Source organism: uncultured Granulicatella sp., from assembly GCF_963515095.1.
Classification (GTDB): Bacteria; Bacillota; Bacilli; order Lactobacillales; family Aerococcaceae; genus Granulicatella.
Window position 1 is genome coordinate 1 of record NZ_CAUPXD010000032.1, and the last position, 20,311, is coordinate 20,311.

The window sequence follows — 20,311 nt, forward strand, 5'->3', positions numbered from 1 at the left end:
CCAGTATCAGTATTCACATCATACGTTGTTGTCTTCTTAACAATATTGTCACCGTCTTTTAAATACTCTACTTTGGCTTTTGCGCCGACTTTAATAATCGTTGGCTGTGCTTCTTCAACAACTGGATTTCCTCGATGCTCTATGGCTTCTCCTGTTGTCGCATTTACAGTATACGTTATTGTGACTGTTCTTGATCCATCTCGTCCTTCTATTGTGACATTTGGTGTATCTTTTTCTCGCTTGTCATCTTTTTCATAACGAGTGGTTTTTGGAATCATTGTGACTTCTACTTTGTCTTTTGCGCCATTTTTTTTGAAAACTTCATCCGTTGTATTTTTTGTTATTTTTCCTGTCTCAGAATCTTTTGTGCTTACAGTAGTTGATTTAATAATGTCATCTCCACGTTTACTATACACGATTGTTTCATCAACTTTTTCTACCGACTTAATAGTTGTAAGTTTTGGATCTTGATAACCAGTTGCATCTAAAGAAATGCGTTTACCAGATATAAATTCTGGTCTTCTATTAATCATATCTGCTTCAAAATAAGAACGAGAACTATGCCCTCCACTAGTTGGGCCAACGTTTATCACAACATCACTATCATTACTCACACCTTTTCTTATTGTATGATCATTATCCGTAATATAATGAGTCATTTTCCCTGATTTAGCAATTGTTTTGCTATCCAAGCCTTTTTGCCAAAATTCACGCTTAGTTAGCAAATTCGTCACTACTTTTGGAGCATTAAAAGTGGTTCCTTTTTTTAAGATATTGTTGTAAAAGTTTCTGTAAGCTGCATTTTCTTTAGGAGACATTACTCTGCTATCAGAATATGCCAACTGATAAGCTTCAACCATTGCACGTTGTACTAAATATCCCCCTAAAGAATGTCCAGTCAAATATAAATTTGTAATACTCTTGTCATTGGCTAATTCACGCATAATATTTTCTGCTTCTACCCCTTGTTGAGGATTCCCACCAGTTCCAAGAGTTATATCCGCTTTAATATCTTTAGCGTCACTAGTACCACGAAACGCTAATACTTGTGCAGTTCCATTTGGTAAATATGAAAAATCACTTTTCGTTTCAAATAATACAGCATCTAGTCCACTTGATGTGTGATAACTCTTCTTTCTTTCCCAATATGGTCCTAATTCCTTATTCATCATCATATATTCATAACGTGGTTTTGTATCACTATTCTTTTTATACAAATCTGATTCAGATAACGGTCTCTTATGATCCAATACTCTATCTATATATTGATCATCACGATATGCCAATTCCATAAACATAATCATATCACGTTCACTGACATTCCATTTTAATTTTTCATCTGCTTTTTCTTTACTATCAATAATGCCATCTCCATCAGTATCCTCTAACATCGGATGACTATTGTATCCTACATACTTTTTCCCATTTTTTTCATAAATGTAAACTTCATCTTTATCTTTTAAGTAATCATTATCTGTAAAGCCGTCAGGAGTTAAAGTAGGTCCATTAACTAACAAGCTATCAATTTTATTGCCTTCTGAAGCAATGATTCCAGCTTTTATTTGTTTAGCATACTCCTCATTTAGCTCATATTTTTTTACTTCTGAAGAGTTAGAAACACCTCTCGTTTCAAAATTAGCACTTCTATCTTTTCCAGAAACGTTTTGTTTATCATTTGTCGTTTCAACTTTTTCTAATTTATTAGAGGGTGTTGTACTTTCACTAAATTCAGTAGAATTTCGATTTTCCGGAGTAGTTACTACGTTTTCTATTTTTTCATTAGTTGATACAACCCGCTCTTTCTCTGAACTAACTTCTACCTTTGATAGTGAAGCATTATCTGTTGCAGCAAAAACCTGTTGTGAGGATTGAAACAGAGTAATCCCTATCAAGACTGAAGCTACTCCAACAGAGAATTTTCTAATTGAAAAACGTTGGCGTTTATTAAATATTTCTTTCATTTTATCAAATTCTTTCTAAATAAATTTTATCCCCCATTTAAAATAGAATCATTTAGTTTTGGTTCACTAACTTCTATTTTCACCTAAATTTTTAAACTATCCCCTAATATTGTATTAGTATACATTAATAACTTTCTAAAAAATTATTCAAACTCCCTTGCAAATCTCATTAATTCTTTTACTGTTGATGGTTCCATTTGCGCATGTCCTGCAGCAGTAGAAAAGACTAATTCAGCATGTGGCAATTTTTCTTTTAAATCATATGCACCACTCGGACGACAATCAACATCATATCTACCATGAACTATTTTAATCGGAATCTCTTTTAATGTATCTGCATGATTAAGAATATAATTATCATCTTCTACAAAGCAATGATGGTAGAAATAATGACATTCCATAATGGCAATTGCAAGCATGTCCTCATCTGTTTCCTCACCAGAAGTTTTTCTAGGTAATAAGGTAATAATGCCACCTTCCCATCTAGCCCATTGACGAGCAGCTTCTAATCGAATAGATGCATCTTCACTGGTCAACCTTTTATAATAAGCTGTTACTAAATTATCTTGTTCTTCAACTGGAATATGATTCAAATAAGGCTCAAATTGATCTGGGAAGAAATCACTAGCTCCTTTTTGGTAAAGCCAATCAGTATCTTCTTGTCTACCTAAGAAAATCCCACGTAAAATCAATCCCAGAACTCTTTCTGGATATTGAATCGCATAATGAAGGGATAAAGTCGTCCCCCAACTACCACCGAACACAAGCCATTGATCAATTCCTAGCTTTTCACGGATTTTCTCCATATCCGAAACTAAATGTTGAGTTGTATTCTCCTCTAATGAAAGAAAAGGTAAACTTTTCCCACAACCACGTTGGTCAAATTGAATCATTCGATAAACATCTGGATTAAATAATTGACGGGTAACCGGACTTGAACCTCCTCCTGGTCCACCATGAACAATAATGACTGGTTTCCCATTTGGATTTCCTGATTCCATCACAAATACTTGATGTGTTGAAGAAACTTCTAAATAAAATTCATTATAAGGCTCTATTGGCGGAAATAAACTAACGTTTTCCATTATTTCTCCCCCTTTTATAAGTGAGTTAATGCTACTCGAATGGCTTCATCATAATTCGGTTCATCTGTCATTTCTTGAACAATTTCTTGATAAACAATTGTTCCATTTTGATCCAACACAAAAATCGAACGTTGGTCTACGCTTAATTCAGGCACATAAATGCCATACGCTTCTCCAAATGTAAAATCAACATCGCATAACATTTCCATTGCAACATCATTTGCCGAACACCAATTTTTAAATTCATCTTTGTTATTTTTACTAATCGTTACTAATTGAATACTTGGATGTTCTTTCATTTTTTTATGGAAAGCTTTTGTTTGAATATCGCAAACTCGAGTATTAATATCTGGAACAACACTGATTAATGTTACGCTTCCTGCAAATGATTCTGGAGTTTTCATTTCTCCATGAATGCATTCTAATGAAAAGTGAGGAGCTTTTTCTCCTACTGTTGGTAATTCCCCTTTTAATTCATATGGGTTATTGTGTCGTGTAATAAACATCATTCATTCTCCTTTTTTATACTATTTTTTACAATCATTTTTAATTCTGGTAATACTACTTCTTCAAACCATGGATTTTTCTTCATCCACCTTATATTTAAGGGGGAAGGATGTACCAATGGAAAATACTTTGGCAAGTATTCTTGATAACTTCTTACCGTTTCAGTTAAATTCTCTTTTTTCGTTTCTTTTAAATAATAATTTTGTGCATATGAGCCAACTAATAAAATACACTCAACCTGTTTCAATAATGGTAAAACTAATGGATGCCATTTTGGGGCAAATCCTTTTCTAGGTGGTTTATCTCCACTTTTACCTTTTCCAGGATAGTAAAAGTCCATTGGAACGACTGCAAATAATCCTGATTCGTAAAATAACGTTTCATCAACCCCTAGCCATTCTCTTAAACGATCTCCACTTTTATCCCAGAAAAATTTACGGCTTTCTTGAGCCTTTAATCCAGGTGCTTGACCGATAATTAAAATCTTTGCCGTTTCTGGAATCCAAAATAATGGTTCAATTCCTTGTTCTGTAAAGACATGATTTTCTTCATCCTGCATAATTTGCTCTTTTAATTGTTCAAAAGACAATTGTATCATCTCCAATTTCTACTGCTAGATTTAACGATGAACAAACATAGCATCACCAAAACTAAAGAAACGATAACGTTCACGAATAGCATGGTGATAAGCTTCTAATGTAAAGTCTCGCCCTAAATAAGCACTCACCAACATCACTAATGTTGATTTTGGAAGATGGAAATTTGTAATAAACGCATCCACTACTTTAAATTCATATCCTGGCGAAATGAAAATATCTGTCCATCCACTACTTGGAACGATTTCTCCTTGATTAGCTGAACCTACTGTTTCTAATGTACGAATCGAAGTTGTTCCTACTGCAATCACTCGTTTTCCATTTTTCTTTGTTTCTGCAATAACTTCTGCTGTTTCTTTTGAAATATGATAATATTCCGAATGCATTTTATGGTCTTCTAAATGATCTACGGAAACAGGTCTAAAGGTACCTAATCCAACATGTAATGTAATCGGAACTATTTGAATACCTTTTTGTTGAATTTTTTCCATTAATTCTTTTGTAAAGTGTAAACCAGCTGTTGGTGCAGCTGCAGATCCATTTTCCTTTGCATAAACCGTTTGATAACGTTCTTGGTCTTCTAAGCGTTCTTTGATATACGGTGGTAATGGCATTTCACCTAATGATTCTAAAATTTCTAAAAATACTCCATCGTATTGAAATTCAATGATTCTTCCACCTTGCTCTAATTCTTCTGTCACAGTGGCCTTTAATCGTCCATCACCAAAGGATACTACTGTTCCAACTTTCATTCTTTTAGCTGGCTTTACAAGAGTTTCCCAGTAATCTCCATGCGTATTATGTAGTAGTAGCACTTCAATATGAGCGCCTGTTCCCTCTTTTTCACCGTATAATCTAGCTGGCAATACTCTTGTATTATTAACGATTAATGTATCACCTTCTTCTAAATAATCAATAATTTCAGAAAAATGTTTATCTTCTACACTATGTTCTGTTTCATTAACGACTAGTAATCTTGAAGAAGTTCGATCTTTCAAAGGTGTTTGAGCAATCAGTTCTTCTGGTAAATCAAAATCAAAATCTTGAGTTGTATAATTCATTCTTATTCCATCTTTCTATCTAATATCTTCTGTTCAAATGAACATAAGCTTCCGGTGTTACCATTCTTCCTCGTGAAGTACGCTTCATAAATCCAATTTGCAATAAATACGGTTCATACATATCTTCGATTGTTTCCGCATCTTCAGAAATATTGGCAGCAATCGCTCCTAATCCAACTGGTCCACCATCATATAAATCAATCATGGCATTCAATAATTTACGGTCAATCGCATCTAAACCCTTTTCATCTACTTGAAGGACTTTGAGCGCTTTTTGCGTAATTTCTTTTGAAATAGCTCCCTCTTCATAAACTTGTGAGAAATCTCTTACTCGTTTTAATAAACGATTGGCAATACGAGGGGTTCCTCTTGAACGAAGGGCAACCTCTCTAGCTGCTTCTTCATGTATTTCACTTTCAAATACACTAGCTGTTCGCTTCACAATTTCTGTTAAGGATTGTTCATCATAATATTCCATATGAGACACAATTCCAAAACGATCCCTTAACGGAGCAGATAAAGCACCCGCACGAGTTGTCGCTCCCACTAAAGTGAAAGGCGGTAATGGGAAATGAACAGGATGAGCTGTTGGTCCTTGACCTACTACAATATCCACAAAGAAATCTTCCATTGCAGAATAGAGCATTTCTTCTACTACACGAGGTAAGCGATGAATTTCATCGATAAACAATACATCTCCAGCATTTAAATCATTTAATAAAGCAACCAAATCTCCAGGTCGTTCAATAGCTGGACCACTCGTTGTTTTAATTCCTACTTCTAGTTCATTTGCAATGACCATTGCTAGAGTCGTTTTCCCTAACCCAGGAGGTCCATATAATAAGACATGATCCAAAGCTTCTTGCCTGCTACGAGCAGCTTGAATATAAATAGATAACTCTTCTTTTACTTTTTGCTGACCAATATATTGTTGTAAATTTTGCGGTCGTAATGATAATTCCGTAGAAACTTCTTGTTCATCTAAGGGACTACCATCTACAAATCGATGTTCTTCCACACAATTCTTCCTTTCTATTTCATCAATAATTTAAAGGCAATGGATAATGCTTCTTGTGTTGTTTGAGGAGCAGCTGATTCTAGCTCTTTCCAAACTTTTGTAATTTCTTTTGCAGAATATCCTAATCCTAATAATGCTTCTCTTGCTTCTTCTAACTGTTTAATTCCAGTTGCAGTTTCTACTACTGGAGTGGCTACTTCTTCCACTACAATATTCGTGAATTTCCCCTTTAAATCTAATACAATTTGTTGAGCAGTTTTCTTACCCACTCCAGGGAATTTTGTTAAGTATGTAATATTGCCTGATTCTACTGCTTGAATAAAACCATTCACATTATCATTTGCTAAAATTGATACTGCACTTTTTGGTCCAATTCCTGAAACACTAATTAATTTTTGGAATAATTCTTTTTCTTCATCACTTAAAAAACCATACAATGTAATCGAATCTTCTCGAACAATTTGTTGAAGCTCTACTCGAATAACTTCATTCAATTTTGATTGGATACGATAAGGATTGGCGAACATAATTTGATATCCAATCCCATGATTTTCTACGACAATATAGGTTGGCTGAATAGCCACTAATTCTCCTTTAAGATATTCGTACATCTCATACCTCCGTTATATTTCTTCCTATTAAGTGTATCACGAAAACGGCTTAAATTCTAATAATCTACTGAGAAAAATAGCATTAAATGTGTACAAAAAAGACGATAGATTTGAATTCTATCGTCCATATCATTTGTTAGTAATTTCATTTTTCATCTATTTTATTTCGACGAATTTGTAATTGAGTTTGCCAATCTTCCATTTGATCAATAAACTTTTTACCTTTCAATCGAATTCCTACGTATTCGTCCATTAATGAGTCACAAAGTCTTTTTAAATCTGCTTTTGTTTCTGAAGATAGACTCAATGATTGAATTTGCAAAGGAGATTTCATTGCAACAAGGAGCCTTGCAATATGCACTGCCTTTGGACTTAATTGTAATCTCTTCTCATCTTTATCATAGTGTCTTGAACATAACAATCCATGATGTTTCAACGAAATATCAAACGGTCCAACTGACTCCTCGCAAAAACAACACTGTTGCCATTGAAAGGCCACTCCAAAGTATTTTAACATTTTTAATTCAAAATAATGCATTAAAATAAATGGATCTAAGTCATTTTCCACCGCACGAATACAATTTTCTAATAAATCATACAACTCTGTATTCACGATTCTATCTTCCATCACAGCATCAACTAATTGCATCATATACGTCATGACCGCTTGAACTTCAATTTGTTCATAAATCCGTCGATGATTTTGTACTTCAAGACATTCCCTAATAAAACTAAATCCATTTTGATGAATGGTTCCGATAAAAACAGCTCTCGTAAAGGGTAACGTTGCTGCAGATAAAGGATTGCTCGAGCGTTGTAAATTTCTTACAAAAAACATTTGCTTGCCAAATTCTCGAGAGAAAATCTTAACAATCATATCGTGTTCTTTATATTCTTGTCGAAATAAAACAATGCCGGTAAACTTTTGAAAGTATTCCATAAAGTCACCTTAATCTTTATAATCTGTTGTACGATAGCCAAAGTCTTGTAAATGGCTCTTTTTCTTACGCCAATCTTTTTCAACTTTAACCCATAATTCTAAATATACTTTATTTCCTAATAATTGTTCGATATCTTTTCTTGCTCTGACACCAATTTCTTTCAGTAATTTACCACCTTTACCGATAATAATTCCTTTTTGAGTTGGTCGCTCAACAATAATATTGGCATAAACATGTACTTTATCAAATTCATCTTTTTGCATTTTATCTACGGTAACTGCAACTGAATGAGGAATTTCTTCTTTTGTTAAATGCAAGATTTTCTCACGAATTAACTCAGACACAACGAAATATTCTGGATGGTCTGTAATTTGATCACTTGGATAATATTGAGGTCCCTCTGGCAAATGATTCGTTAAAGTTGTCATCAATTCTTGAACATTATTTCCTTGTAAAACTGAAATTGGAATAATTCCTGCAAATGGAATCGTTTCTTGATACGATTCAACTCGGTCTAATAATTCATCTGGAGAAATTAAATCAATTTTATTCAACACTAGAAAGACGGGTGTTTTAATTTTCTTTAATTTTTCAATAATAAAGTCATCACCAGGACCTCTTTTTTCTGCAGCATTCACCATAAATAATACAGCATCTACTTCTTTTAAGGCAGAATAAGCACTTTCTACCATGAAGTTTCCTAATTCATGCTTCGGTTTATGAATTCCTGGAGTATCTAAAAAGACAATTTGACAATCTTGATTCGTATATACCCCTTGAATTTTATTACGTGTTGTTTGAGCTTTATCCGACATAATGGCAATTTTTTGCCCTAAAACATAATTCATAAAAGTAGATTTTCCTACATTTGGTCTACCAACAATTGCTACAAAACCTGATTTAAATTGTTTTGACATATTACTCTCCTTATAAAAATATTTGTAAAATCTTTGGAATAAAAATTCCAGAAGCTATAATGAGTACAAATATAGCTCCAATTAATACGACGCCCGCTGCTACATCTTTTGCTTTTTTAGCGGCTAAATGATAATTATGTTCTACCATTAGATCCACTAATTGTTCTACAACGGTATTTAACATTTCTAAAATAAACATTAAAAAGATACAAAATACAATCCAGTACCATTCTACTCTTTCAATTTTTAATAAGAACCCAAGGATAACGACTATTATTGCAGCAACAACATCGAATCTAAAATTTCTCTCATCTTGAAATACCATTTGAATACCATTTACAGCATGCAGCATGGATTGTTTGAAATGATGATTTTTTTCAACTTGTTTACGCATTTCTTGTTAAACCATAGGCTGTTAAAATTTCTTTTTGTAAGCCTGTCATTTCTTTTTCTTCTTCCTCTGTTTGATGATCATAACCATTTAAATGTAAAAAACCATGTAACGCTAAAAAGCCTAATTCACGTTCTAAACTATGTCCATATTCTTCTGCTTGTTCCTTTGCACGATCGACTGAGATAATAATATCCCCAATGGAAGTCACAAAATTTTCATCTGAAGCCATAAAGTTTTTAATTGGATCCATATCTTCGTCTTCATCATCTAAAGCAAAACTAATGACATCTGTTACTTTATCAATATTTCTAAAGTCTCGATTAATCTCACGAATTCTTTCACTTGATACAAATGAAATACAGCATTCACGATTTTCTGGGTAATGTAAATAGTCACTTGCAAATGATACAACATCTTCTACTAATTTTTGATATTCTTCTTTGACTACTTCTGTTTCGTCTATTAATTCAATAAACATAATATTTCCTTTCTACTTCACTTCTTGTTTTTTAATTGTTGGATATTCAATTCTTGAATGGAAGGTACCATTTAAAGAAGTCACAATCATTTTTTCTACAATCGCTATTTCTTTCATTGTAATATCACATTCTACAAACTGTTCATCTTCTAGTCGGTTCATAATAATAGAATGGACTAATGCTTCAACTTTTTCTAATGTCGGTTCTTTCATCGCACGAGTTGCTGCTTCTGCACTATCCACAATATTAATAATGGCTGCCTCTTTTGTTTGAGGTTTTGGTCCCGGATAACGGAAATCTTCTTCTTTTACATCCGGATTATTTTTTAACGCTTCCGCATAAAAATATTTCATCAATGTTGTGCCATGATGTTGTGCACAAATATCAATGACTGCTTGAGGTAATTGGTGTTGTTTTAAAATTTCTACCCCTTTTGTTACATGGTTAAAAATAATATGAACCGATTCTTCAGCACTTATCATATTATGAGGAGATTCCATATGTCCTGGTAAATTCTCAATAAAGAAAAATGGATGTTCTAATTTTCCAATATCGTGATAATAGCACGCTACTCTTGCTAATTGAGAATCCCCACCAATTGCTTCTACACAGTTTGCAGAAATATTTGCAACCATTAAGCTATGATGATAAGTTCCCGGTGCTTTTGTAATCAAATCTTTTAATAATGGTTGATTTGGATTCGATAATTCAGCCCATAATAATACCGAACTATCTTCAAATACATACGCTAAATACGGCATTAAAATGACTGGTATTAAAAATGATAAAAATCCACTTAATAGTAAAAATAGAAAGACAAACATCGTTTGTTGCGTTTGAAATTCATAATTACTATAAAATACAAATGGAATTCCTAACAACACAGGATAAAACAAATATTTCATAAAACGTTTCATCCATGATTGATTTTGCCACAATTTTTCATTTAATATTCCAATCCATGCAATTATTGAAAGAAATACTGTTGTTAAAATTAAATGTAACACATTCGTCGATTGAGAAAAGAAATACCATGAAAAAATTGGCATTAATACAATTGAAAAAATCGTTAATCTCAAACTCTTTGTTAATCGATACAATAGATAAATAAAACCAGAAATTGGGAAAGCTAATCCTATATGTTCTACCCCTTTATTTTGTACTAAAGCTAATATTTTTAATACTATCACTCCTGCAACTAAGATCAAACTAAATACAGTTAAAGATGTTGCTGTATCACCTGTACGTTGGTTATCAGATTGCGTTGGATTGCAAAAATACACTGCTAAAAAGAGAACAATTCCTATAAGGAAGAGGATATAACTCAATAATTCATGATAATTTGGCTTACTGTTACTTAACCCAAACAATTCTAACAATCGAATCTCCTGATTAGAAATCACATGTCCCTCTTGAACAAGCACTTGCCCTTGCAAAATTTTCACAGGATTGACTGCTGCCTTAGCAACTTCTTTAGCTTTTTGTGTTGCTTCTTTATCCACCACATTATTAACAATTACTGAAACTGTCACTAATTGACCTAATAATTCTCGTTCCGTATCAGAATACTCACTGTAGAATAAAGTTTTCTTTGCATCTTCTTGTGCTTTTGTAACGGTACTTTCACTGATTGGATTTTTCATTTGAGTTTCAACAACTGATTTTAATGTTTTCTCATATGAAGCCAACTGTTCATTATTCGCTTGTAATAATTGCGAAATATATTTATCCGGGATAAAAATTGCAAACTCTCTGATAGACTGATTCTCTTTTTCAAGAGATTTCTTAAAATATTGAACTCTTTCTTGAGTCGTTGCTACTCTTGTCACAGATTCTTCAGAGGAATTACTTTGATCTGTTTTAATAATTTCTGCGGACGCTTTGGATGCAACAGACTTAATTGCTTGGAAAAATTGCTGAATATTTGTTAATTGCTTTGTTAATCGTTCTTGGTCAAAGACTAATACATCACTAACTGCATCCATTGCTATTTGTTGATTTTTCTCTGTTTGAGCTTTATCTTCTAGCGTTCGTGGTGCACGAATCGTTTCCTTAGCAACTTGATTCAATTCAACAGTGTATGTTGTTGGTTTCACACTACTATATCCAATGACTAGCAATGCAACGAATGTTAAAAAAAGAAGTAAGGGCAAATAGAAAACGCCCAAAACTTCCTGAAATTTTCGCAGTTTCTGTCTCATTTTTCATTTACTCCTTACTTATTCATCTTGTTCTGAATAGGCATCAATAATACTTGATACTAATGGATGACGAACAACATCAAAAGCATCAAATTCAACAAAAGAAATACCACTAATGCCTTTTAGTTTATTTTCTGCATCTACTAAACCACTCATATGACTTCCCTTTGGTAAGTCTACTTGTGTCTTATCCCCATTAATAATCATTTTTGAACCAAATCCTAAACGAGTTAAGAACATTTTCATTTGAGCTCTTGTTGTATTTTGTGCTTCATCTAAAATAATAAATGCTTCTTCTAATGTACGACCACGCATATAAGCAAGTGGAGCAACTTCAATCACTCCTCTTTCCAATAAACGATTCGTATGTTCTACTCCATAAATGGCATATAATGCATCATAAATCGGACGTAAATATGGATCAACCTTTTCTTTTAAATCCCCTGGTAAAAATCCTAAGTTTTCCCCGGCTTCAACAGCTGGTCGTGTTAAAATAATTTTCTTGACTTGACCTTTTTTCAAAGCTTGAACCGCCATCACAACTGCTACAAAAGTTTTCCCAGTCCCTGCAGGCCCAATTCCAAATACCATATCTGTTTTCTTAATTGCATGAATATATTGCTGTTGTCCAAATGTTTTTGCACGAATCGGTTTACCAGAAAATGTTCGTCCAATTTCCTCATTATATAAATTTAAAAAATAATCTAATGTACCTCTTTTGGCCATTTTAATGGCTGTTACAATATCTGTTTGAGAAATTGAAATACCACGAGCTATTAATTCTTGTAGTTGTTCTAATAATATTACAGTTTGTTTTACAGACTCTTCTTCACCGGAAATTAACAATTGTTCTTCACGATGAGTAATAAGTGTTTCAAAGGTTTCTTCCAATAATCTCAAATGTTGATCCTGGGAACCAAATAATTGAACAAGTTGTGGATGATCTTGGATTTCTAACGATTGTTTATAGTTTTCTTCTGCCACACTGTTAACCTCCATTTACTGTATGTAGCACTATTATAGCATATTTTAACCGTTTCTTTCTATGAATTTACTGTTTAGAAATGAACTAATACAAAAAAATAATACCGCAGAATTCAATTTCTACGGTATTATATCTTTCATTCTGAAATGAATAAGTCTCTTTACTGATGATTAGCCTAAATGAGCTTTTACTTGTTCTTTAATCACGTTGCCGTCTGCTTTTCCTTTTAATTCTTGCATAACAGCACCCATTAATTTACCAAATTCTTTTTGAGTTGTTGCACCAATTTTCTCAGCTACAGTTGCAATGACTTCTTTTACTTCCTCTACTGATAATTGTTTTGGTAAGTAACGTTCTACAATTTCAATTTCAGCTTCTGTTTTAGCAACTAATTCATCACGTCCTGCCTTCACAAATTCTGCTAATGATTCACGACGTTGTTTTGCTTCACGTGCTAAAATTGTTAATTCTTCTTCAGCATTTAATTCTTCTTTTTTATCAATTTCTGCGGCTTGAACAGCTGTTTTAATCATTCTTAATACTGCTAAAGTTTCTTTATCTTTTGCTTTCATTGCTGATTTAATATCATTATTTAATGTTTCTTTTAAACTCATGTTTTTCACTCCTTAAAAATACGAAAAAGACTGAGACGTAAATCCCAGCCTTTACTTAGTCATATGATACACAGAGTTGACTAGAACTTACGTTTACGAGCTGCCTCTGATTTTTTCTTACGTCTTACACTTGGTTTTTCATAAAACTCACGTTTACGAGCCTCTTGTAAAGTACCAGTTTTTGAAACAGTACGTTTGAAGCGACGAAGAGCATCATCAAGTGATTCGTTTTTACGAACAACTGTTTTTGACATATCCTATTCCCTCCCTCCGAGCATTAAAAGTAACTGTTTTCTTTTGAATAGAATAACCAAACAAACGAAATGTCCTTTTTTTATTATAGAAAAGGTTTGCTCAATTGTCAATTAGATAAACTAAAAAATTAGCGGAAAAAATTCAAATTTGACTCTAGCTTATGAAGCTGCATGAGCACATTTTTCACATAATCCAAATACTTCAAAACGATGTGAATGTACTTCGCAACCCTCCAATTGTGTCTCAAAATAAGTCATTGGACAAAATTCAATTTCTTTCGTACGTCCACATTTTTCACAAATAAAATGATGATGATGTCCCTCATGACTACAACCAAAACGGAATAATTTTTCACCATTCCATTCCGTTGTTTCTAAAATACCTAAATCCGTAAAATCATATAAATTACGATAAATCGTATCATAACTCATATTTGGAAAATCAGTTTCTAATAATTGTTGCACTTGTTTAGCAGATAAATAACGATCTTCATGGCTAAATATCTCAATGATTTTCTCACGTTTGCTCGTATACTTAAATCCTGCTTGCTTTAATAACTGAATCGCTTGCTCAATTTGTCCATGATGACAATGACAGTGTTGGTGCTGGTTTTCATTTTTAATTGAATGGTGATGTGCTTCTTCATGGTGATGACAACATTCATGCTGATGATGCGTATGTTCTTCTCCATGATGATGGCAACATTCTTTTTTATGATTATCTTTATGGTGACAACATTCGTGTTCGTGATCGTGTGGCATAAAACTTCCTCCTATTACTGACTAATAATTTTTGAAAGTAAATCTGGGTCAAATTGATTTTGACGAATCATTTGTATTTCAAATAAATATGGAGCTTTTTGATTTTTCTTATCTTCTCCAACATAAGGAGTTTCTAATATTTTAGGAATATTTTTAAATTTTTCTTCTAAGACTACTTGCATTAAAGCATCGAAACCAATTTCGCCAAATCCAAAGTTTGCATGTCGGTCTTTGTGTGCTCCACAAACATTTTTAGAATCATTGATATGCAATACTTTTAAGCGATCTAATCCGATTACTCTATCAAATTCTGTCATTACACCAGAAAAATCTTCTTTCAAGTTGTATCCTGCATCATGAATATGACAAGTATCCAATGTCACAGATAAACGATCATTATGAGTAACACCGTCAATCATACGAGCAATTTCTTCAAAAGTACGACCTAATTCAGTCCCCTTCCCAGCCATTGTTTCAAGTGCAATTTGAACTTTTTGATTTTTATCAATTACTTCATTTAATCCTTTTACAATTTGTGCAATTCCGACATCGACTCCTGCTCCTACGTGAGAACCTGGATGAAGTACCACTTGTTTTGCACCAATAGCTTCTGCACGACGAATCTCTTCTCTTAAAAATTCAATCGCAAAATCTAAATAGCCTTCTTTTGTTGTATTGGCTAAATTAATAATATAAGGAGCATGCACCACTACTTCTTCAATTCCATTTGCTTGCATAAATGCTTGACCTTGAGAAATCATTAATTCTTCAATCGGTTTTCTTCTTGTATTTTGTGGTGCTCCAGTGTACACCATCATTGTATTGGCTTTATAGCTAGCTGCTTCTTTTGCAGATAATAACATCATTTCTTTTCCACTCATGGAAACATGAGATCCTAATAACATCTATCTTCCTCCTCATTCAAATCAATTTTATTTTACGTGAGAAATCAGGATTCATCAAGCATTAACCCTTTTTAACAATTTTACATCAAATCCAAAACTGGTAAGGCTTATCTTTTACTTTTCAAACACTTTCATAATTGGTATAATAAGGTTTATAGAAGATTAAAATAGGATTATAAAAGGAGCGCCTATGGAAAATGTTAAAAAAATTATACGTAATAAAAACGTTCAATATTTCATGAGTTTTAGTGCTTTCCTTCTTGCTTTTAGTTTTTCAATTATTCCATTAATCGATGCTAATCCAGCTCCATTTTCTATTCGTAATGAAACAACTGTAGTTGCCAATCATCAAGAAGAAGATGAAAATGAAAATAATGAGAAACTAGACAAGTCTCAAGTTGCTCAAGTAGCAGCTGTAGAAAGTGATACCTCAGTTAAATTATATCAAGAACCCAATTCTCAACAATTTCCTATTGCTGAAGTAAAAAAAGGTGAATACGTACTTGTCCTACATAAAGTAAATGATGAGTGGCTACAAGTTCAATTTCATCAACAAGTTGCATGGATGCCTACAAAAGATGTCTTATTAACTCATTTAATGATTGGACATTCAAGTGGCCCAGTATCACTTTATAAAGAAGCTAGTAACTCATCACAAGTTGTGACAACAATCCCATTCGGACAACCATTCTATTTATTAGATGATCAACAATCAAACTTTTATAAAGTATCCTATAATGGACAAGAAGGTTATGTTGACAATAATCAATTAAACTATGCTGTTGACCATATGAATGAGTTATACAAATTACAAGCCGTATTACCACAAACTCTAGATGCTAAAAAGATGATTTCAACAAAATTAAAAGAAACACCTTTATATGAATCTGCTGATTCATTTTCTAAGAGAGTAAGTACTGTTAATGCAGGTACTATTTTCAATTATGAAGACCGTGAAAATGATTTTTATAAAGTATCCATTGGAAATGGTAAAAAAGCCTATGTCCCTTATTGGTTAGTGAATGCAAACTTTGCTGCAGTAGAAACTGATTCTCAAATTCCACAAGGAATTGAACATGCTAAGATTGTGATTGACCCAGGTCATGGTGGAGATGATCCAGGTGCTGTTGTTACTTTTAGTGAGAAACATGAAGCTGATCATACTCTAACAACTGCTCTTCTATTGAAAAAAGAATTAGAAAATTTAGGGGCAACTGTTATTCTAACTCGTGAATCTGATAAGAGTGTTAGCTTAGAAAATCGTGCTCAGTTAAGTAATCGAGAACAAGCCAATGCCTTTATTAGTTTACACTTCGATTCTGGTCCAAATGCAAATGCATCTGGTACAACTGGTTATTATTTTGCATCAACTAGTGAAAACTTAGCGCAAACGGTTAATAAATATATTTCACGTAATTTAACATTGAAGAGCCAAGGAACAAAATTCCAAAACTTCTTAGTGTTACGTGAAAATAAACAACCTTCTATTCTTTTAGAATTAGGTTATTTAAATAATCCGGATGACAATAAATTAATTGAGTCAACGGAATATCAAGAAAATATTGCCAAAAGCATTGCAAGTGCTTTAAAAGAATATTTCCAACAGTAACAATAATATAAATAAAAAATAGACTTTTCTTTAAATAGCAAGGACGGCAGCAGCTTCGCAAAGCGAATCTCATGCCTAATGCTATGGGAAAAGTCTTTTTTGTTATTTAATTATTTCAAAATAGACAAGTAACAATAAAACGCCTGTCTCTTTTTCTATTAAAACAAATCATCCATCTCTACAGAGTTTTCTACTTCTTCTGCTACATAGTTTGGAGTAATTTCTTCTACTACTGTATTTTCTACTGCTCTACTCACTAATTCTTCAACATTCAATCTTGCTTCGTATTCTCTTGCTTTTTCTAATTTTGGTTTTGTTTTTGGACTTGGTGGTGCAAAAACAGTACAGCAATCTTCAAATGGTTGAATTGATAATTCAAATGTATCAATTTCTTGTGCAATGGCAATAATATCCAATTTATCCATTGTGGCAACTGGACGAATGATTGGTGTATTCGTAACATCATTAATCGCAATCATACTTTCTAATGTTTGAGAAGCTACTTGCCCTACTGATTCACCATTTGCAATTGCTAATCCATGGTTTTTCTCACGTAATTGATCTGTAATTCGTAGCATCATTCTACGCATGACCGTCATTAAGTAATTTTCTGGGACAGCTTTTTTAATTTCTTCTTGAATTTCTGTAAATGGAACAGTGAAGAATTGTAAACTTCCTCCATAGATTGCTACTTTTGCAGCTAATTGTTTTGTTTTCACCAATGCTTGAGGACTTGTATAAGGAGGACTTGCAAAATGCACACATTGTACTTCCATTCCTCGCTTCATTGCTAAATAAGCGGCAACTGGAGAGTCAATTCCTCCTGATAACATTAAGGAGACTCTACCACTTGTTCCAACTGGTAAACCACCCGCACCTTGAATTGTTTGTAAACTCACCATAATATGTTGACGACGAACATCTACACGAACCGTAATATCTGGTTGTTTTAATTGTACACGAATTTCTGGATAAGCTTCTAATACTGCATCTCCTAAAAATAAATTAATCTCATTCGTATCCATTACAAATTCATGGTCACTACGTTTTGTTGCAATCTTAAATGTTTTACCATTCGGATTTTCTTTTCCAACTAAGTCCAATACGACTTCTTTCACTTTCTCCATCTCTTTTTCTAAAATATAGACAGGAGAAAATGACTGAATACCAAAGATTGGTTTTAGTAATGGAATAATTTCTTCTTGAGGAACTCCATTTAAATCTAAGTACATAAAATCATAATCTGGGAACACTCGAACTTGAGGGTAATTCATCAATGCTTTTTTAATATTATTGGCTAATTTTTGCGTAAACATTTTTTTATTACGTCCCTTAGTCGATAATTCCCCATATCTTACTAATAATCTAACTTTCACTTTTTCACTCCTTTATTTTAAAAATTCAAATTTTTTCATTAATTTTTCTAACACTTCTACAAATTGTTTTGCTTCATCAAGTGTATTCAAATATGAAAAACTAGCACGAACAGCACTTGTTGCCCAATAATCTGGAACATTCATTGCAGCTAAGGTACTCGAACTATCAGATTTTTTACTTGAACAAGCAGAAGTTGTTGAAATATAAATATCTTCCTCTTCAAATGCATGGACAAGTACTTCTCCACGTACCCCTTTTAATGCAAAGCATAGAATATGATTCACTCCCTCTTTAGGAGAGAAAATTTTAATTTGAGGTTGTTTTTCTAAAAAATCCCATAAATAGTCTCGAATTTCCTTCATAGGATGAGGAGCTTCTAAATACATACGCATTGCTTTAGTAGTAGCCACAATTCCTGGTAAATTTTCAGTTGTACTACGTTCTGTCTTTTCCTGACCTCCACCTGTTAATAACGACTGAATTTTTCTTCCTGCTTTTTTATAAAGTATTCCAACACCGCGTGGTCCATGGAACTTATGAGCAGATAAACTTAATAAATCAATTCGTCCAAGAGCTAATAAATCTGGAACTTGTTCTAAAGCTTGAACAGCATCAACATGAAAATGAACCCACGGATATTGTTCAAGAATACGAGAAATCTCCTCAATGTTTTGACTCACACCAATTTCATTGTTCACCGCCATTACAGAAACTAAAATGGTTTCCTTTTTTAGCATTAACTCTAATTGTTCTAATGAAATTTCACCTTTGTAATTAACATCTAAATAACTGATTTCAAATCCTAATTGAGCTAATTGTTTCACCGTATTTAAAACAGAAGGATGTTCAATTTTTGTCGTAATAATATGATTTCCGAATACTCTTTTTTCCAGTGCTGTTCCTTTAATGGCCCAGTTATTGCTTTCTGTTCCACCAGAAGTAAAATAAATCTCTTCTGTTTTAGCACCTAAAAGAGCTGCAATATGTTCTCTTGCTTTTTCTAATACTTGAAAGGCTTGTCCTCCAAGTCGATGTAAGCTTGAAGGATTTCCCCAAAAAAGCTCGCTTGTTTGAACATATGATTGTAATGCTTCTGGAGCAATTTTTGTTGTTGCTGAATTATCAAAATAAATCATGATTTCTCCTTTTCTACATCTCATAACGGCAAAAGGAGCGAGTTCTTTTTTAAAAGAACCCCTCCCGCCATCATTTTATATGAATAATCTAATTAGTTGGCTACAATGTTTACCAATTTTCCTGGAACTGCAATAACTTTACGAACTGTTTTGCCTTCAATTGCGGCTTTTACAGATTCATGATTTCTTGCAATTTCTTCCATTGCAGCTGCATCACTATTTGCTGGAACCATAACACGAGCTTTAATTTTTCCATTTACTTGGAAGATCACTTCTACTTCATCTTCTACTAAGAAAGCTTCATCATAAGTTGGCCATGCAACATAGCTAATCGATTCAGTTGCACCTAGTTTAGACCATAATTCTTCTCCTAAGTGTGGAGCGATTGGTGCTAATAATTGAACTAAGCCTTTCATATACTGAACTGGAAGTGCTTCTGTTTTATACGCTTCATTCACAAAAATCATCATTTGAGAAATCGCTGTATTAAAGCGTAATGCTTCGTAATCTTCTGTAACTTTCTTAACAGTTTGGTGATAAATTTTATCTAATGAACCATCATTGAAAGTTGTAATACGATCACGTAATTTACCTTCTTCATCCACTAATAATCTCCAAACACGTTCTAAGAATTTACGGCTTCCTTCAAGACCTTTTTCACTCCAAGCAATTGAAGCATCCAATGGTCCCATAAACATTTCATATAGACGTAATGTATCTGCACCATATTGACGAACAACATCATCCGGATTGACTACATTTCCTTTTGATTTAGACATTTTTTCATTACCTTCACCAAGAATCATCCCTTGGTTAAATAATTTTTGGAATGGTTCTTTATTAGGAACAACTCCTAAATCGTATAACACTTTATACCAGAAACGAGCATATAGTAAGT

At 33.2% G+C, this 20,311-nt stretch carries 21 protein-coding genes; 1 reads left to right on the plus strand and 20 read right to left on the minus strand.

Annotation, left to right across the window (positions count from 1 at the left end; all coding sequences use genetic code 11):
- The 17 genes from RWL86_RS07150 to RWL86_RS07230 form a co-directional block, all read right to left on the minus strand.
- The coding region (locus RWL86_RS07150) for a YSIRK-type signal peptide-containing protein (protein WP_314078345.1) at positions 1–1,961 on the minus strand (1,961 nt) is incomplete at its 3' end.
- Positions 1,962–2,104: 143 nt separating this feature from the next.
- Positions 2,105–3,046: a prolyl aminopeptidase gene (pip, locus tag RWL86_RS07155; RefSeq protein ID WP_314078347.1), complete on the minus strand. Its 942-nt coding sequence runs from the start codon at positions 3,044–3,046 to the stop codon at positions 2,105–2,107.
- Positions 3,047–3,060: 14 nt separating this feature from the next.
- Complete coding sequence (locus RWL86_RS07160) at positions 3,061–3,555, minus strand: peroxiredoxin (RefSeq protein ID WP_314078348.1); 495 nt, start codon at positions 3,553–3,555, stop codon at positions 3,061–3,063.
- Complete coding sequence (locus RWL86_RS07165) at positions 3,552–4,112, minus strand: uracil-DNA glycosylase family protein (protein ID WP_399534641.1); 561 nt, start codon at positions 4,110–4,112, stop codon at positions 3,552–3,554. The genes RWL86_RS07160 and RWL86_RS07165 overlap by 4 nt, the downstream gene beginning before the upstream one ends.
- Before the next feature lie 60 nt (positions 4,113–4,172).
- Positions 4,173–5,210, minus strand: coding sequence for a tRNA preQ1(34) S-adenosylmethionine ribosyltransferase-isomerase QueA (queA, locus tag RWL86_RS07170; protein ID WP_314078352.1), 1,038 nt, complete (start codon positions 5,208–5,210; stop codon positions 4,173–4,175).
- A gap of 19 nt (positions 5,211–5,229) precedes the next feature.
- Positions 5,230–6,228, minus strand: a complete 999-nt coding sequence (gene ruvB, locus RWL86_RS07175; RefSeq protein WP_314078354.1) for a Holliday junction branch migration DNA helicase RuvB — start codon at positions 6,226–6,228, stop codon at positions 5,230–5,232.
- A gap of 14 nt (positions 6,229–6,242) precedes the next feature.
- Positions 6,243–6,839: a Holliday junction branch migration protein RuvA gene (gene ruvA / locus RWL86_RS07180; protein ID WP_314078356.1), complete on the minus strand. Its 597-nt coding sequence runs from the start codon at positions 6,837–6,839 to the stop codon at positions 6,243–6,245.
- A gap of 145 nt (positions 6,840–6,984) precedes the next feature.
- Positions 6,985–7,779 carry a DNA repair protein RecO gene (gene recO / locus RWL86_RS07185; RefSeq protein WP_314078358.1) on the minus strand — a complete coding sequence of 265 codons (795 nt, stop codon included), beginning with the start codon at positions 7,777–7,779 and terminating at the stop codon, positions 6,985–6,987.
- Positions 7,780–7,788: 9 nt separating this feature from the next.
- Positions 7,789–8,697, minus strand: coding sequence for a GTPase Era (gene era, locus RWL86_RS07190; protein ID WP_006702501.1), 909 nt, complete (start codon positions 8,695–8,697; stop codon positions 7,789–7,791).
- 10 nt (positions 8,698–8,707) lie between these two features.
- Complete coding sequence (locus RWL86_RS07195; RefSeq protein WP_314078362.1) at positions 8,708–9,091, minus strand: diacylglycerol kinase family protein; 384 nt, start codon at positions 9,089–9,091, stop codon at positions 8,708–8,710.
- Positions 9,084–9,569, minus strand: a complete 486-nt coding sequence (gene ybeY / locus RWL86_RS07200) for an rRNA maturation RNase YbeY (protein WP_314078364.1) — start codon at positions 9,567–9,569, stop codon at positions 9,084–9,086. Before ybeY ends, RWL86_RS07195 begins: the two co-directional genes overlap by 8 nt.
- A gap of 12 nt (positions 9,570–9,581) precedes the next feature.
- Positions 9,582–11,666, minus strand: coding sequence for an HDIG domain-containing metalloprotein (locus RWL86_RS07205; RefSeq protein ID WP_314078366.1), 2,085 nt, complete (start codon positions 11,664–11,666; stop codon positions 9,582–9,584).
- Positions 11,667–11,789: 123 nt separating this feature from the next.
- Entirely contained in the window at positions 11,790–12,770 is a 981-nt protein-coding gene (locus RWL86_RS07210) for a PhoH family protein (RefSeq protein WP_314078369.1), read from the minus strand.
- 156 nt (positions 12,771–12,926) lie between these two features.
- The gene (locus tag RWL86_RS07215) at positions 12,927–13,370 is read right to left on the minus strand and encodes a GatB/YqeY domain-containing protein (RefSeq protein ID WP_314078371.1); all 444 of its coding nucleotides are present in this window, start codon (positions 13,368–13,370) and stop codon (positions 12,927–12,929) included.
- 80 nt (positions 13,371–13,450) lie between these two features.
- Positions 13,451–13,624, minus strand: coding sequence for a 30S ribosomal protein S21 (rpsU, locus tag RWL86_RS07220; RefSeq protein WP_005605651.1), 174 nt, complete (start codon positions 13,622–13,624; stop codon positions 13,451–13,453).
- Between the two features lie 159 nt (positions 13,625–13,783).
- Entirely contained in the window at positions 13,784–14,386 is a 603-nt protein-coding gene (locus RWL86_RS07225; RefSeq protein ID WP_314078373.1) for a Fur family transcriptional regulator, read from the minus strand.
- Between the two features lie 14 nt (positions 14,387–14,400).
- Positions 14,401–15,291, minus strand: a complete 891-nt coding sequence (locus tag RWL86_RS07230; RefSeq protein WP_314078375.1) for a deoxyribonuclease IV — start codon at positions 15,289–15,291, stop codon at positions 14,401–14,403.
- A gap of 190 nt (positions 15,292–15,481) precedes the next feature.
- On the opposite strand from RWL86_RS07230, the gene RWL86_RS07235 reads away from it, so the two are divergent.
- A complete protein-coding gene (locus RWL86_RS07235; RefSeq protein WP_314078377.1) occupies positions 15,482–16,900 on the plus strand; it encodes an N-acetylmuramoyl-L-alanine amidase in 1,419 nt (472 codons plus the stop codon).
- Positions 16,901–17,058: 158 nt separating this feature from the next.
- Here the strand turns inward: RWL86_RS07235 and thiI are convergent, their stop codons facing one another.
- From thiI to RWL86_RS07250, 3 genes are all read right to left on the minus strand, one after another.
- The gene (gene thiI, locus RWL86_RS07240; protein WP_314078379.1) at positions 17,059–18,276 is read right to left on the minus strand and encodes a tRNA uracil 4-sulfurtransferase ThiI; all 1,218 of its coding nucleotides are present in this window, start codon (positions 18,274–18,276) and stop codon (positions 17,059–17,061) included.
- Between the two features lie 12 nt (positions 18,277–18,288).
- Entirely contained in the window at positions 18,289–19,413 is a 1,125-nt protein-coding gene (locus tag RWL86_RS07245) for a cysteine desulfurase family protein (protein ID WP_314078382.1), read from the minus strand.
- Between the two features lie 92 nt (positions 19,414–19,505).
- Positions 19,506–20,311, minus strand: an 806-nt coding sequence (locus RWL86_RS07250) for a class I tRNA ligase family protein (RefSeq protein WP_314078385.1), incomplete at its 5' end; no start/stop codon positions are given.

Coding starts and splice junctions, on each gene's coding strand:
- pip (WP_314078347.1), bottom strand. CDS start 3,046: ATGGAAAACGTTAGTTTATTTCCGCCAATAGAGCCTTATAATGAATTT.
- RWL86_RS07160 (WP_314078348.1), bottom strand. CDS start 3,555: ATGATGTTTATTACACGACACAATAACCCATATGAATTAAAAGGGGAA.
- RWL86_RS07165 (WP_399534641.1), bottom strand. CDS start 4,112: ATGCAGGATGAAGAAAATCATGTCTTTACAGAACAAGGAATTGAACCA.
- queA (WP_314078352.1), bottom strand. CDS start 5,210: ATGAATTATACAACTCAAGATTTTGATTTTGATTTACCAGAAGAACTG.
- ruvA (WP_314078356.1), bottom strand. CDS start 6,839: ATGTACGAATATCTTAAAGGAGAATTAGTGGCTATTCAGCCAACCTAT.
- recO (WP_314078358.1), bottom strand. CDS start 7,779: ATGGAATACTTTCAAAAGTTTACCGGCATTGTTTTATTTCGACAAGAA.
- era (WP_006702501.1), bottom strand. CDS start 8,697: ATGTCAAAACAATTTAAATCAGGTTTTGTAGCAATTGTTGGTAGACCA.
- RWL86_RS07195 (WP_314078362.1), bottom strand. CDS start 9,091: ATGCGTAAACAAGTTGAAAAAAATCATCATTTCAAACAATCCATGCTG.
- ybeY (WP_314078364.1), bottom strand. CDS start 9,569: ATGTTTATTGAATTAATAGACGAAACAGAAGTAGTCAAAGAAGAATAT.
- RWL86_RS07210 (WP_314078369.1), bottom strand. CDS start 12,770: ATGGAGGTTAACAGTGTGGCAGAAGAAAACTATAAACAATCGTTAGAA.
- RWL86_RS07215 (WP_314078371.1), bottom strand. CDS start 13,370: ATGAGTTTAAAAGAAACATTAAATAATGATATTAAATCAGCAATGAAA.
- rpsU (WP_005605651.1), bottom strand. CDS start 13,624: ATGTCAAAAACAGTTGTTCGTAAAAACGAATCACTTGATGATGCTCTT.
- RWL86_RS07225 (WP_314078373.1), bottom strand. CDS start 14,386: ATGCCACACGATCACGAACACGAATGTTGTCACCATAAAGATAATCAT.
- RWL86_RS07230 (WP_314078375.1), bottom strand. CDS start 15,291: ATGTTATTAGGATCTCATGTTTCCATGAGTGGAAAAGAAATGATGTTA.
- RWL86_RS07235 (WP_314078377.1), top strand. CDS start 15,482: ATGGAAAATGTTAAAAAAATTATACGTAATAAAAACGTTCAATATTTC.
- RWL86_RS07245 (WP_314078382.1), bottom strand. CDS start 19,413: ATGATTTATTTTGATAATTCAGCAACAACAAAAATTGCTCCAGAAGCA.